Genomic DNA, 13166 nt, shown 5'->3' with positions numbered 1-13166 from the left:
CCTCACATCCCCTGGAGCTTCGTCACATACACATTCAGCGAGCCGCCGGCTTCCGCGATGATGCGGAGCGTCTTGGAATCGAAGGTGATGTCGGTGAGCGTCAGGCTGTCGACATTGGCTTCGACGCGCAGGCCGTCCTCGGCCTTCTGGTAGTCGGCGATCGCGGCGGCGATCTTGTCACGCGCGTTCGCCGCGATCGGCTTGAGGTCGAGCGTCGTCTTCTGCACCAGCGCCTGCTGCAAATGCGGCACCACCGCGCGCGCCGCGGCACCAAGGAGCCCGAACGCGGCCTCGGACTCCACCGCGAGCTGGATGTCAGCGAGCCGCAGTGTCTGCTGCGCCTGGTCGAGCATCGGCCGCCCCCAGATATGTACGGTTGCCTCGGCACCCAGGCCGAACCAGCTCTTCTTCTCCTTGGCGCTCACCAGAAGCGAGATCAACAGCCGGTCGCCCGACGGGATCACGTTGACGCTCTTGACGGTGACATCGACCGGACCCGAGCCGTCTTCCGGATAGGCATGGCCGACCATCTGAGCCGCGATGAGCTTGTTGATCTCGGTGAAGGGCACGTCGATCGGCACGCCGATGCTCACGCCGGTGCCGGTCGGCGGCACGATCGAGATCTTCTCGGGAAACGGGCACTCGGGCTTGGTCTGGCTTGTGGTCACGCGGGTCTCGGCCTCGATGCCGAGCAGCAGGGTCACGGCCTGCGCATCGACGCGCGGCTGGGCTGCGATCGCACGGATCGGCTTCATCTCCAGCCAGAGCGGCGGCAATGCGGCAGAGGCTCCCGAGCCTTGCAGTGGCATCGAGCGGCAGGCCTTGATCCATTGCGCCTTCGCATTCTCGCGCAGGCTCGGATCGTTGCGGATGCGCTCGGCGACAACGTTGAGCTGATCGTTGACGGACTTGTCGATCAGCGGCTTGACCTGCGCCGGCACGTTGACCTTGGCGCCGGCGACCGAAAGGTTGGTGTCGCCGAGATTGACCTGCGCACCGAGATTGGGCTCGAGGTGCCAGTTGGCGGCAAGTTTCGGGCGCGAGGTGATGACCACGTTGCCTTTGATCTCGGCGCTGGCATTCAAGTTCTTGATGTTGACCGCGCCGATCTGCTTGGCGGCGTTGTTGCCGAGCACGCTGCCGAGCGCCTCGCCGAGCGCGCCGGTCGCTTTCGAGGACAGCGATCCCGTGACGTTGAGCTTGCCGGCCAGGGGTGTCGACAGCGTCAGCACGTCCTTGTCGCCGCTCGCGGCAATCGGCCCGCGCGAAGCAGTCCAGCCGATATCGGCGTCCTGCAGGATCTGCGAGATCGGATTGTCGGCCTTGCCGCTGAAATTGCGCGCCGCGCTCCGGTCGGCGGCCTCGCGGATCGCCGACAGCGCGATCGCAACCGGTGCCACCACGATCGAGCTCTTCGAGACCGGCGGCAGCGGCGGCAACTGCGTGACGGCGGGCGCCGTTCCCGCGCTGCGCGGCGACAGCCAGTCCATGGCCTTCAGGCTCACGAAAAACGACGCCGCGATCACCGCGACCGCGATCAAAATAGTCTTCAAGTTCAACGTCAGACGCATCAATCCCCCGAACCGCCCGTCGTGGGAGTCTACAGGGCAGGTGAGGGCCGCGCTAGAGCGCAGCGATGGGGTGGAATTGCGGCGGCGCGCGCCGGGCGCGAAGATGTGATGGATTAAGGATAGCCCGATCCCGGCGTCTCCACTTCGACCATATCGATCCGCGCCGACGATTTCCCCTGTCTCAGTTCCTCCGGCGATGTCGCCGCACTGATGCAGAACAGCGTTCTGCGATCGGCGCCGCCAAGTGCGCATGCAATGCCGCGGCGTCCGGGAACGTTGATGCGCTGCCGCTCGCGTCCATCGCGATCGATTCGGATGAAGGCGTCTTCACCATAGGAGGCGACCCAGGCGGCGCCATCACGGTCGAGGCAGATGCCGTCCGGCTCCTTCCCGCAGGCAAGGCGGCGGCGGGGATGCAGGCTGCCATCGCTGCCGATCCCGTAGTCGGCGAGGCATTCGCCGTCCATCTCGGCGACGACGAGCCTGTCGTGATCGGCCGAGATCGCGATCCCGTTAGGAAAGCGCAATCCTTCGGCGACGACGCGCGTCCCGCCATCCGGCGTCACAAGGATGATGCGCCCGTCGGCGCCGCGCTCGGGCGGCGGCGGAAGATTGAAGCCGAGATCGCCGACATAGGCGCGTCCGAGCCCGTCGACGATCATGTCGTCGATCGTGCCGGTGGCGATGCCGGATAGATCGGCATAAAGCGAGAGCTCACTATCCGCATAGGCCAGGAGATGCTTGCGGAACATGGTCAGCACCACCAGCCTGCCATTCGGCAGAACTCCGGTGCCGCAAGGCACGTCGTCGAAGGTGGCATGTTCCGTGCGGTCGCCCGATGGTCCGATGCTGAGCAGGGTACGCGCCATGCAGTCGACGAACCAGATCCGCCCCGCATGCCAGCGCGGGGCCTCGAAATACTTGCCGCCGTCGAGAAGGGTTCTCAATTGCGGTTCATTCATCCGGTGCCCCCGTCCAGGAACAGCTTCATCAGGATCTCATCAAAATATCGGCCGTCCTGCTTGAGCGCCTTCGGTTCGCGACCGTATTCGATGAACCCTGCGCTGGTATAGAGACGCAAGGCGGGTTCGTTGTCGCTGACGACGGACAACTGAAGCTGTTCGACCCGTTGCGCCGCATGCGCCACGACGGCGTCGACAAGGCGACGTCCCACGCCGAAGCTGCGCGCCGCTGGCCGCACATACATGCCCCAGAGCACCGCCTTGTGCACGGTCTTCGTCCCGTCCTGCCGGCGAAAGCCGGCGACGCCGCACAACTCCTGTTCGATGAAGGCGCCAAAAACGTCAGAGGCCGTGAGGCGCTCCTCGAACCAGGAAAGCGCCATGTCTCTCTCGCGCACAAACACGCTGGAGTAGGCCCCCGGATGCGCTTCGAGCGCCTCCAGCCTGATCTGTCGATAGCTCGCGGCATCCGCTGGCGTGAGCAGTCTGACGGCGGCAGTGTCGAGGTGAGCTGATGGCATGTCCCGCTTTCGTCTCCAATTCAACGCATCGCCGTTGCAAAGACCTCTTCGAACAGGCCGAGCATCGCGGCCCAGGAGCGGCGATCCGCGTCTGCATGATAGGCGTGGTTCGGCACGCTTTCGCCAACGAGCTCTGGGTTGGTGAAGCCATGCGCCGCGCCGCCATAGACCTGGGCCTGCCAGTCGACGCTGGTCGCGCGCAAAATTCGCAAGCTGCGTCAGCGAGACCAGCACGTCGGCCGCTCCGTGACACACCAGGACTCTCGCCTTGATGTTTGCGGCGTCCTCCGGCCGCTTGTTCGGGAAACCGCCATGAAAGCTCACGACGGCCGCAAGATCGGCGCCGGTCCGAGCCAGCTCGAGAGCGGTGCTGCCGCCGAAGCAATAGCCGATCGCCGCGAGTTTTGTGGCCTCGACGGCGTCCTGTCCGGCGAGCGCCAGGCGCGCCGCCTCGGCCCGCTCGCGCCAGCGCGCGGTATCGGCACGCAAGCCATTCATCAGCTCGATCGCCTGCGGCACATCGGGCGCGGTCTTGCCGCCGCCGTAGAGGTCTGCCACCAGCACGGTGAAGCCGAGCGCAGCCAGTTGCTCCGCACGCGCGATCGCATGCGTGCCGATGCCGCGCGTATCGGGAAACAGCACCACGCCGGCGTGGCGGCTGGCTGCGGACTCGTCGGCTACGAGAACGCCCTGGAGGTCTGCGGCGCTGTCGCGATAGGCGAGAATTGTCCGTGTCATGGCGATGCGAGGTGCGAGAGGGGGAGAGGCGCGCCCGCCTTCAGGGTCTGGATGGCGATGCTGCTGCGAACCTCGCGCACGATCGGCAGATTGAGCAGCTTTTCGACCAGGAAGCGCTGGTAGTCTTCGAGCTCGGGAACGACGATCTCGAGGAGATAATCAACGTCGCCGGAGACCAGGTGACAGGCCACGACCTCGGGCATCGCGACGACGGTCTTCTCGAACGTGAGGGCCTGTTCATTGGCGTGGCCGTTGATCTTGACGCCGAGAAAGGCCGAGAAGCCCAGCCCGATGCGGCCGCGCCGCAACGAGGCGCGGTAGCCGTCGATGTAGCCGTCCAGCTCCAGCCGCCGCACCCGCCGCAGGCAAGGCGAGGGAGACAGCCCGATCTTGCCGGCCAACTCGATATTGCTCAGTCGTGCGTTGGTCTGGAGTTCGGCAACGATGCGCCGGTCGATCGCATCCAGCTCGCATTTTGGCATGAAGCGCATCCTGTTGGATCAAGGAGGGCACAATGTTGCGCCGGAGGAGCTGACACTAGCTCACTTCGCAAGGACATGCCTCAGCTTTCCGTGGGATGGATTGCTCTGACCTTTACCGAAGGAGTGATCATGAGCGAAGACCCGATCCTTGCGCCCCTACTGGGGGCCGTCGAGCGTTACTTCACGCTGATGTATGATAACGACGTGTCGCATTTCGATCGTGTCTTCGCACCCAGTGCGCAGCTGCATGGATTCCGGGATGCCGAGTTACGGATACTGCCTGCTCCCGACTACAGGAAGGTACTGGCGTCGACGCCGTCACCGCAGTCGAAGAATGCCCCTCGGCTCCAGGAAGTCCTGTTGGTCGATCTTGCGTCACCAGTTCAGGCCGTGGTGAAGGTGCGCGTGCGGATCGATACGCTTCAGTACCTCGATTATCTCTCATATCACCGCATCCACGATGCCTGGCTGATCACGGCCAAATCGTTCCACGTCGAGCGGCGATACTGACGCGCGGGCACGTTGCGCCGCCGCGATCGCATCACGCCTCGGGGTCGTCATGGCGCGTCAGCCGCGTCGAATATTGAAAGCGGTCGGCGGGATGATAGCTGAGCGAGATCTCCACCAGCGTGCCGGGGCTCAACATATATTGCCTGCGGATTGCGAGCGCATGGTCGCCCGGCCTTGCAACGAGGGGGGCTGCGACGTGATCGGGCAGCCCGCATGCCGCGATCTCCTGCCGGATTTCGATGATGCGCCGGCCGGTGACGGTCTCGATCAGGTTGCCGAAGATGCCGCGATACTGCTTGAGCCGCGGCGCGATCTTCTGCGACAGCGATGCGTCGATGTAGACGTCGGTCCAGCAGATCGGCGGCGCACTGCGCTCGCCCGGTACGCGGCGCAGGCTCGAGATGCTCAGCCAGCGGCTTCCGGGCTTGCAGCCGAGCTTTGCGGCGAGCGCATTGTCGGCCACGGTCTCTCCGATTTCCTGGATGTCGCGCTCGGTTTCGACGCCGAATTGCTGGATCGCCTCGATCGAGCCGAGCGACTGCGCGAATGCGCCGCCGGCGCGTTGCGCGCTGGTCGCCTCCACGCGCGTTCCGGCGCTTTTCCTGCGGCTGACGAGGCCCATGGCCTGGAGCTCGCGCATGGCGGCCCGGACGGTCGAGCGGCTCACCGAAAACTGCTCGGCAAGGTCGAGCTCGTTGGGTAGCAGCGAGCCGACCGGATAGCGGCCGCTCGCGATCGCTTCCGTCAACTCCCTCGCGACAAAGGCATATCTGGTTTCCAAGGCACCTCTCCAGGGCCGGCATGAGGACGTGAGTCAGCGGCTCCAGGCAAGGCCTCTTGACGTCGTCGTTATGTTCGTACATATGATTATGTACGAACATAATAAAGAGGAAGCGTCATGGCGAGCACCGTCTTCGATTCCGCGCTGTTCCGCGACATGTTTGGTACCGCCGAGATGCGCGCGGTTTTTTCGGATGACGCGCTGATCGGCCGCTATCTGGAAACCGAGGCTGCGCTCGCCCGTGCCCAGGCCCGCGCCGGCGTCGTGCCGAAGGACGCCGCGGCCGCGATCGATGCCGTCTCCCGAAGCATCAAGCTCGACTTCGACAAGCTCCGTCGCGAGACCGCGATCGTCGGCTACCCGATCCTGCCGCTGGTCCATCAGCTCTCCGAGGCCGCCGGCGAGGCCGGCCGCTACGTCCATTGGGGCGCGACCACGCAGGACATCATGGACACCGCCAACGTGCTCCAGATCCGCGCCGCGCTCGACATCGTTGCGCGCGACCTGAAGGAGCTGCGCACGATCCTTGGCGACCTCGCGCGCAAGCATCGCGACACGCCGATGGCTGGCCGCACCCATCTCCAGCAGGCCCTTCCCGTGACCTTCGGCTATAAGGTCGCGATCTGGCTGTCCTCGATTGACCGCCACATCGAGCGCGTCGACCAGGCGCGGCCGCGCATCCTGCTCGGCGAGTTTTCAGGCGCAGCCGGCACACTCGCCTCGGTCGGCGATGGCGGCCTCGAGATGCAGCGCCTGTTTTGCGAAGAGCTCGGCCTCAACCAGCCGCCGATCACCTGGCACGTGGCGCGCGACGGCGTTGCGGAAGCGGTGACGCTGCTCGGCCTCGTCACCGGCACGCTCGGCAAGATCGCCACCGACGTCATGCTGATGTGTGCGACCGAGTTCGGCGAGCTCTCGGAGCTTTTCGTGCATGGCCGCGGCGCCTCCTCGACCATGCCGCAGAAGCGCAACCCGATCTCCAGCGAGTTGATGCTCGCCGCGGCCAAGGCCGTGCGCCAGCACGTCGCGACCATGCTCGACGGCATGATCCACGATTTCGAGCGCGCAACCGGTCCCTGGCATCTCGAATGGGTGTCGCTGCCGGAGAGCTTCTTGCTCACGGCATCCTCGCTTGCCAATGCGAAATTCATGCTGGCAGGTCTGGTCGTGCACGACGATCGTATGCGCGAAAACCTCGGCCTGACGCACGGCCTCATCGTCGCCGAAGCCGTGATGATGGCCGCCGCGCCGAAACTCGGCCGGCAACACGCGCATGACGTCGTCTACGATGCATGCCGCAAGGCGATCGAGGGCGGCGGCGATCTCGCCGAGATCCTGTCCGGCGTTCCCGAGATCGTGGCAGCGCTCGGCGGCGTCGATGCCATCCGTCGCCACTGCGATCCCGCGAACTATCTCGGCCTCTCCGGCCAGATGGTCGACCGCGTGCTCGCCCTCTCGGCGGGCAAGAGCGCCGGCTGAGGCCGCCGGCCGATTCACGTTCTGCGAACGTCCTGCCAAGTGTTCGCAACGAGCAAGCCATGGCACGACTCCCCGGCCGAGGGAGGCTGCCGCGAACTCAGTCCTCATCCTGAGGAGCCCGCGAAGGCGGGCGTCTCGAAGGATGAGGAGACTTGCGCTCTGCTAGTTTCTGAAGTTCAGCGAAATCTCCGCGCATGAAGGCCTCCTTCTTAGCCCGACTCCATTTCTTGAGCTTCCGTTCGCATTCGATCGCGTCCGTGATCCGGTCGAACCATTGCGAATAGACTAGCGTCACGGGCTTGCGTGAGGAGGTGTAGCCGCCGAATGTGCCGGCGTTGTGCTGCGCGATCCTGATCTCGAGCGCAGTGCGCGTCGTGCCGATGTAATAACTGCCGTCGGCACACTTGAGAATGTAGAGGTACGCGCCGTCTGTCATCGTGCCCGCCCCATCCTTCGAGACGACCGCTTCGCGGTCTCCTCAGGATGAGGCTAACTGGCGTCCGTGGACTGGCGCAAGTCCCGACGGGACAACCCCTCGACCATGGAAGGAAGTCGGTGGGGCGCGACGGCCACGCATTCAGTCCTCATCCTGAGGAGCTCGCCGAAGGCGAGCGTCTCGAAGGATGAAGCCGCGATCGTTGGCGCACACGCAAAAAGGCCCCGGTGTCGCCGGGGCCTCTTGTCGCAGAAATCTTGTCTCGCCATTTACCGCGTTGCGCTGCCAAGGTCCGCGCGGCGGTCGGTCATCGGAAGCACGACGACCTTGGTGCCGACGTTGACGCGGGAGTAGAGGTCGGTGACGTCTTCATTGGTCAGGCGGATGCAGCCGGAGGAGACGTGCTTGCCGATCGTCTCGGGGGCGTTGGTGCCGTGGATGCGGTAGACGGTGCCGCCGAGATACATGGCACGGGCCCCCAACGGGTTGCCGGGACCGCCGGCCATGTGGCGCGGAAGATATGGCTGGCGGGCGATCATCTCCGGCGGCGGGGTCCAGTCCGGCCACTCCGCCTTCTTGGTCACCGACTGGGTGCCCGACCAGGTGAAGCCGTCACGGCCCACGCCGATGCCGTAGCGCACGGCCTGGCCGTTACCGAGCACGTAATAGAGATAGGTGTTGGGCGTATCGATGATGATGGTGCCGGGCGCCTCGCGCGTTGCGTAAGCGACGACCTGGCGGCGGAAGCGGGCGGGCATCTCGACGCTGTCCTGATCCTCCGACGGCGCGCTCTGATAGGACGGCGCCGGCTGATAGGGCTGATAAGGTTGCAGCGGCTGCGGCGCGGCAAAGCCGGGCGGCGGCGCGAAGAAGGGGAAGAGTTGCACGGGCGCGGCATGTGCCGGGCCGGCAAACGCGATCGCGGTGATCGCAACTGCACCGAGCGCAACAGCGCGTGAATACGTATTGAACGTGTCCAGATTGAACATTGATCGCCCCTGTTGGATCGGTGTTTTTGATCACCGCGGCACCGTTGCGGTGCTCCGTTGCCTGAACTCGTAGCGGCGAAAAGTTTCGGGACGTTTGCGCGAGAAATCGAAAACGGTTTCGTCGCGGCAAGGATTGTTTCATGACAGTTTCGTGGCTGTCTGGACTTGTTAACGAACAAAACAGTGGGCCGACACTTCTGTGACGTCACACGCCTGAAATATCCTTCGTTGATGGTCCTAAGCCGAGAATCATCAAACTCTCGGGATTTCCCATGCGGGTATTAATCGCGACTGACGCCTGGCATCCGCAAGTTAATGGTGTGGTCCGGACGCTGACCTCGCTGGCGAATGCGGCCAAGGCCCTCGATGTCGAGATCGACTTCCTGACGCCGGATGGCTTCCGGTCGCTGCCGTTGCCGACCTATCCGGGCCTGCGCATCGCGCTGCCGAGCCGCGCCGAGATCGCGCGGCGGATCGAGGCGGCGGCGCCCGAAGCCCTGCACATCGCAACCGAAGGCCCGATCGGCTGGGCGGCGCGCGCCTATTGCCGCCGGCGCGGGCTTGCCTTCACCACCTCCTACACCACGCGATTCCCTGAATACGTTTCGGTGCGCACCGGCATTCCCGATAGCGTCGGCTACGCCGTGCTGCGGCACTTCCACGACGCCGCCGCCATGACCATGGTGGCGACGCCATCGCTGCGGCAGGAGCTGTCCGAGCGCGGCTTCAAGCGGCTCGGCTTCTGGACGCGCGGCGTCGACACCACGCTGTTTCATCCCGATAGTCCGGCAAAGCTCGACCTGCCGCGGCCGATCTTCATGGCGATGGGGCGCGTCGCGGTGGAAAAGAATCTCGACGCGTTCCTCTCGCTCGATCTGCCCGGCACCAAGGTCGTCGTCGGCGATGGGCCGCAGAAGGCGCAGCTCGAGAAGAAGTATCCCGGCGCCGTCTTCCTCGGCGAGAAGAAGGGCGCCGATCTCACCTCGCATCTCGCAGCCGCCGACGTCTTCGTGTTCCCGAGCCTCACCGACACCTTTGGCGTGGTGCAGCTCGAGGCGCTGGCCTGCGGCACGCCGGTCGCGGCGTTTCCGGTGACGGGTCCGAAGGACGTCATCGCCGATCATCCGATCGGAGCGATCGACGACGATCTGCGGGCCGCCTGCCTGCGCGCGCTCACCATGTCGCGCGAGACCTGCCGCAACTTCGCGCTGGCGCGCTCCTGGGAAAACAGTGCGCGTCAGTTCGTTGGAAACCTCACCTCACTCCAGCCCAGCCGCTCGCTGCGCCCGACGCCCGTCATGGCGCGGCGGCCGGTGCGGGGTTGATTTGGAACATCTGAACCAAACGGGACTTTTGCTAATGGCCAAGATTATGAAGTTCGAAGAGTCGCAGCAGCTCGACCTCGACCGCGGCACGGTAGAGCAGGCCTACGACCGGTGGGCGCCGGTCTATGACCTCGTGTTCGGCGGCGTGTTCGCCAAGGGCCGGCAGGCCGCGATCACAGCGACCAACAAGCTCGGCGGCCGCGTGCTCGAGGTTGGCGTCGGCACCGGCATCTCGCTGCCGATGTACGCGCCGAACGTCCGCATCTTCGGCACCGATATTTCGGAGGCCATGCTCGACAAGGCGCGCCGCCGCGTTTCGGAGCTGAAGCTGAAGAACGTCGAGGGCCTCGCGGTGATGGACGCCGAGAAGCTCGAGTTTCCCGACAACTCCTTCGACGTCGTGATGGCGCAATATGTCGTCACCGCCGTTCCCAACCCGGAAATCGCGCTGGACGAGTTCGCGCGCGTGCTGCGTCCCGGCGGCGAATTGATCATCCTGACCCGCGTCAGCGCGGATGCCGGCATGCGCCGCTTCATCGAGCAGAAGCTCCAGCCGGTGGTGCGTCACCTCGGCTTCCGCACCGCCGAGTTCGCCTGGTCGCGCTACGCCAAGTGGCTCGCGAGTGCGCATGGCATGGAGCTCGCAGAGCGCCGCTTGATTCCGCCGCTCGGCCATTTCTCGCTGGTCCGCTTGCGCAAAGTTCAGGTCGCCAAAGCGGCCTGAGCCAACGGCTCCACGCGTTCATGCGTCACCGCGTCGCGCACATCGTCATATGACAAAATGATGATGTCACACGCCCTACATCGAATCCCTGTATCTCCTTACCCGAAGCCTTTAGGGGGAAAGTATGATCAAAGAATTCCTTGAGCAGCTGCGCATCCAGCGCTGGGACGACCACCGCTACTACCATCACAGCCGCATCAATCAGAGCCTGCACTTCGTCAGCGCGGCGAGCTTCCTGTTCGCCTATCTTTGGCTGTTCGTTGATCCCGTGGTCTCGGGGCTGGTCGGCTGGCTGGTGTCGATGACTTCGCGCCAGGCCGGTCACTTCTTCTTCGAGCCGAAGGGCTATGACCATATCAACCAGGCGACGCACGAGCACAAGGAAGAGATCAAGGTCGGCTACAATCTTCAGCGCAAGGTCGTGCTGATGGCGATCTGGGCGCTGTCGCCGTTGGTTCTGTTTGCCGATCCGACGCTGTTCGGCCTATTCAAGCCGTTCGCGAGCGCGACCGACTTCATGCGGCAGGTCGCAAAGATCTGGCTCGCGGTCGGCGCCGGGGGCTTGCTGTTCCGCACCGTGCACCTGTTCTTCATCCGCGACGTCGAGACCGGCCTCGTCTGGATGACCAAGATCCTGACCGACCCGTTCCACGACCTGATGCTCTACCGCAAGGCACCGCTCGCGCTGATGCGCGGCGAGCTGATGGACCCCGGCCTGCATCTCGTCCCCGAGCACACGCTGGGCTTCATTGCCGAGCCTGAGCTCAGCGAGCAGCACGCCTGAGCGCGCGGCTCATACCAAACACTCCGATGTTCAAAGGTTGCGTCATGCCCGGGCCCGTCCCGGGCATCCACGTCTTGGAAGCGCCATACACCGTCGTTCCGGGGCGGTCCGCAGGACCGAATCCGGAATCTAGAGATGCCGGGTTCGCGGCTGCGCCGCGCCCCGGAATGACAGTGGATGTGTGGGAAAAACGAGCCTCAGCGTCCGAAGCGCTTGGCCAGCATCTCTTTCAGGATCTGCCGCTTGATGCGCTTGTTGGTGAGGCCAGGATCGTGCCACCAGAAGCCATCGGCCTTCATCTTCTGCGCGGCGCGGACGAAGCGTTCGGCGACCTCGGTGAAATCGGCGTCGGAGTAGTTGAGGCTGAAGATCAGCCGTCCGGTGCCGACCCAGCTCAAGGCGAGGCCCTCGGCGCGCAGGTAATATTGCAGCATCCAGTTGTAGCGAGACGGTTCGGTGTACTTCACCGTCCAGATCGAGGACAGATTGGCGACGCGCACCGGCAGGTCGGCCTCGCTCAGCATCTGGTTGAGCTTTTGCGCGCGGCCGTTCCAGGTCGCATCCAGCCCGTCATAGATGGCGCGGAAGTTAGGGCTTGCGAGCCGGCTCAAGAACTCGTCCATCGCCGTCATGACGTAGGGATGCGAGTTGAAGGTGCCGCGGGCAAAGCAGACGTCGGCGGGACGATCGTCGCGGAAGCGGCGCATCAGGTCCTTCTCGCCGCAGACCACGCCGACCGGCAGGCCGCCGGCGAGGCTCTTGCCGTAGGTCACCATGTCGGCGCGCACGCCAAAATATTCCTGGGCGCCGCCGGGGGCGAGACGGAAGCCGACGAAGACCTCGTCGAAGATCAGCACGATGCCGCGCTCGGTGCAGACCTCACGCAGCCTCTCGAGCCAGGCGGTATAGGCCTCGCGGTCGAAGTTGCCACCGCGCGAGCTGTCGACCAGCGAGGAATCGCCGGGCGCGTTCGCGTTCGGATGCAGCGCCTGGAGCGGATTGACCAAGACGCAGGCGATGTCGCGGCGTGTCTTCAGGACACGCAGCGTTTTCTCCGACATCTCGGCGAGCGTGTAGGTCTCGTGCGCGGCGATGGGATTGCCTACGCCGGGCTGCACGTCGCCCCACCAGCCGTGATAGGCGCCCGCAAAGCGCACCAGATGCGTGCGCTTGGTGTGGTAGCGCGCAAGGCGGACGGCCTGCATCACGGCTTCGGTGCCGGACATGTGGAAGGAGACTTCGTCGAGCCCCGAGATCTGGCAGAGCCGCGTCACGTTCTCGGCGATCACGGGATGGTAAGGACCGAGCACAGGCCCCAGCGCATGGGCGCGCTTCTCGCCTTCCTCGATGCACTCCTTGTAGAAGTCGTTGCCAAAGATATTGACGCCGTAGGAGCCGGTAAGGTCGTAGGAGACGTTGCCGTCGAGATCGGTGACGGTGACGCCATTCGACGACTGCATGAAGCTCGATGTGCCCAGGTTCTCGCGCACCAGGCGGGAGAACTGGAACGGCACGCGGTAGCTTTCGGTGAATTGAAGGTCGGAGATTCGTTCCGCCGCCTCCTTCGTCAGCGCGCGGCCCTTGGCGTAGCGCGTGGCGTAGAGACCGGCGAGGCGAAAGAAGCCGTCCTGGCGCTGCGCTGCGACATTCGTCGGCGCGCCGTCACAGGCGAAATAGTCGTCGCCCTCGAACTCGTAGAACGGGATCAGCCGCGCCACCCGGCGCGACATCTTGGAATGCCCCGAGAGCGAGCGGTGCTTGGCGCGGGAGAGTTCGATCCGCGCCTTGAGCTTCGGGAAGGCGGCGGCAGCGGATGCTGCGGCGGCCACGGACAATGAGAGAATCGGGAGTGTCGTTTCCATGA

13 protein-coding genes are annotated in these 13166 nt (G+C 64.8%); 5 read left to right on the top strand and 8 right to left on the bottom strand.

The window, feature by feature from the left end; all coding sequences use genetic code 11:
• Positions 1-2 precede the first annotated feature (2 nt).
• The 4 genes from SO139_RS13305 to SO139_RS13290 form a co-directional block, all read right to left on the bottom strand.
• Positions 3-1571, bottom strand: coding sequence for a DUF4403 family protein (locus tag SO139_RS13305; RefSeq protein ID WP_449381833.1), 1569 nt, complete (start codon positions 1569-1571; stop codon positions 3-5).
• Positions 1572-1684: 113 nt separating this feature from the next.
• Positions 1685-2533 (bottom strand): SMP-30/gluconolactonase/LRE family protein, encoded by an 849-nt coding sequence (locus SO139_RS13300; RefSeq protein WP_449381832.1) that lies wholly within the window; start codon positions 2531-2533, stop codon positions 1685-1687.
• Positions 2530-3792, bottom strand: a complete 1263-nt coding sequence (locus tag SO139_RS13295; protein WP_449381831.1) for a GNAT family N-acetyltransferase — start codon at positions 3790-3792, stop codon at positions 2530-2532. Before SO139_RS13295 ends, SO139_RS13300 begins: the two co-directional genes overlap by 4 nt.
• Entirely contained in the window at positions 3789-4274 is a 486-nt protein-coding gene (locus SO139_RS13290) for an Lrp/AsnC family transcriptional regulator (RefSeq protein WP_449381830.1), read from the bottom strand. The genes SO139_RS13295 and SO139_RS13290 overlap by 4 nt, the downstream gene beginning before the upstream one ends.
• A 129-nt stretch (positions 4275-4403) precedes the next feature.
• Here SO139_RS13290 and SO139_RS13285 point away from each other — a divergent pair, with 129 nt between their 5' ends.
• Positions 4404-4784: a nuclear transport factor 2 family protein gene (locus SO139_RS13285; RefSeq protein ID WP_449381829.1), complete on the top strand. Its 381-nt coding sequence runs from the start codon at positions 4404-4406 to the stop codon at positions 4782-4784.
• Positions 4785-4815: 31 nt separating this feature from the next.
• Here SO139_RS13285 and SO139_RS13280 read toward each other — a convergent pair whose 3' ends face one another.
• Complete coding sequence (locus tag SO139_RS13280; protein ID WP_449381828.1) at positions 4816-5565, bottom strand: GntR family transcriptional regulator; 750 nt, start codon at positions 5563-5565, stop codon at positions 4816-4818.
• A 117-nt stretch (positions 5566-5682) separates the two neighbouring features.
• Here SO139_RS13280 and pcaB point away from each other — a divergent pair, with 117 nt between their 5' ends.
• On the top strand, positions 5683-7044 hold the full coding sequence (pcaB, locus tag SO139_RS13275; protein ID WP_449381827.1) for a 3-carboxy-cis,cis-muconate cycloisomerase: 1362 nt from the start codon (positions 5683-5685) through the stop codon (positions 7042-7044).
• 97 nt (positions 7045-7141) lie between these two features.
• On the opposite strand, the gene SO139_RS13270 is transcribed toward pcaB, so the two are convergent.
• Positions 7142-7480, bottom strand: coding sequence for a GIY-YIG nuclease family protein (locus tag SO139_RS13270; RefSeq protein ID WP_449381826.1), 339 nt, complete (start codon positions 7478-7480; stop codon positions 7142-7144).
• A gap of 269 nt (positions 7481-7749) precedes the next feature.
• Entirely contained in the window at positions 7750-8469 is a 720-nt protein-coding gene (locus SO139_RS13265) for a L,D-transpeptidase (protein WP_449381825.1), read from the bottom strand.
• A 272-nt stretch (positions 8470-8741) separates the two neighbouring features.
• On the opposite strand from SO139_RS13265, the gene SO139_RS13260 reads away from it, so the two are divergent.
• The 3 genes from SO139_RS13260 to SO139_RS13250 all read left to right on the top strand — a co-directional run bounded on the left by SO139_RS13260 (position 8742) and on the right by SO139_RS13250 (position 11302).
• On the top strand, positions 8742-9794 hold the full coding sequence (locus tag SO139_RS13260) for a glycosyltransferase family 4 protein (RefSeq protein ID WP_449381824.1): 1053 nt from the start codon (positions 8742-8744) through the stop codon (positions 9792-9794).
• Between the two features lie 34 nt (positions 9795-9828).
• Positions 9829-10518 (top strand): class I SAM-dependent methyltransferase, encoded by a 690-nt coding sequence (locus SO139_RS13255; protein WP_449381823.1) that lies wholly within the window; start codon positions 9829-9831, stop codon positions 10516-10518.
• A gap of 124 nt (positions 10519-10642) precedes the next feature.
• Complete coding sequence (locus SO139_RS13250; protein ID WP_449381822.1) at positions 10643-11302, top strand: hypothetical protein; 660 nt, start codon at positions 10643-10645, stop codon at positions 11300-11302.
• Positions 11303-11499: 197 nt separating this feature from the next.
• Here the strand turns inward: SO139_RS13250 and SO139_RS13245 are convergent, their stop codons facing one another.
• The gene (locus SO139_RS13245; RefSeq protein ID WP_449381821.1) at positions 11500-13164 is read right to left on the bottom strand and encodes an aminotransferase class III-fold pyridoxal phosphate-dependent enzyme; all 1665 of its coding nucleotides are present in this window, start codon (positions 13162-13164) and stop codon (positions 11500-11502) included.
• Positions 13165-13166: the final 2 nt, after the last annotated feature.

This window comes from Bradyrhizobium sp. UFLA05-89, from assembly GCF_059803475.1.
Note: the sequence above shows the minus strand (reverse complement) of the source record. Positions and strands in the feature narration are given on the sequence as shown.

Excerpts from the sequence above, each read along its gene's own strand:
- SO139_RS13305 (WP_449381833.1), bottom strand. The coding sequence starts at position 1,571 with ATGCGTCTGACGTTGAACTTGAAGACTATTTTGATCGCGGTCGCGGTG.
- SO139_RS13300 (WP_449381832.1), bottom strand. The coding sequence starts at position 2,533 with ATGAATGAACCGCAATTGAGAACCCTTCTCGACGGCGGCAAGTATTTC.
- SO139_RS13295 (WP_449381831.1), bottom strand. The coding sequence starts at position 3,792 with ATGACACGGACAATTCTCGCCTATCGCGACAGCGCCGCAGACCTCCAG.
- SO139_RS13290 (WP_449381830.1), bottom strand. The coding sequence starts at position 4,274 with ATGCCAAAATGCGAGCTGGATGCGATCGACCGGCGCATCGTTGCCGAA.
- SO139_RS13285 (WP_449381829.1), top strand. The coding sequence starts at position 4,404 with ATGAGCGAAGACCCGATCCTTGCGCCCCTACTGGGGGCCGTCGAGCGT.
- pcaB (WP_449381827.1), top strand. The coding sequence starts at position 5,683 with ATGGCGAGCACCGTCTTCGATTCCGCGCTGTTCCGCGACATGTTTGGT.
- SO139_RS13270 (WP_449381826.1), bottom strand. The coding sequence starts at position 7,480 with ATGACAGACGGCGCGTACCTCTACATTCTCAAGTGTGCCGACGGCAGT.
- SO139_RS13265 (WP_449381825.1), bottom strand. The coding sequence starts at position 8,469 with ATGTTCAATCTGGACACGTTCAATACGTATTCACGCGCTGTTGCGCTC.
- SO139_RS13260 (WP_449381824.1), top strand. The coding sequence starts at position 8,742 with ATGCGGGTATTAATCGCGACTGACGCCTGGCATCCGCAAGTTAATGGT.
- SO139_RS13255 (WP_449381823.1), top strand. The coding sequence starts at position 9,829 with ATGGCCAAGATTATGAAGTTCGAAGAGTCGCAGCAGCTCGACCTCGAC.
- SO139_RS13250 (WP_449381822.1), top strand. The coding sequence starts at position 10,643 with ATGATCAAAGAATTCCTTGAGCAGCTGCGCATCCAGCGCTGGGACGAC.
- SO139_RS13245 (WP_449381821.1), bottom strand. The coding sequence starts at position 13,164 with ATGGAAACGACACTCCCGATTCTCTCATTGTCCGTGGCCGCCGCAGCA.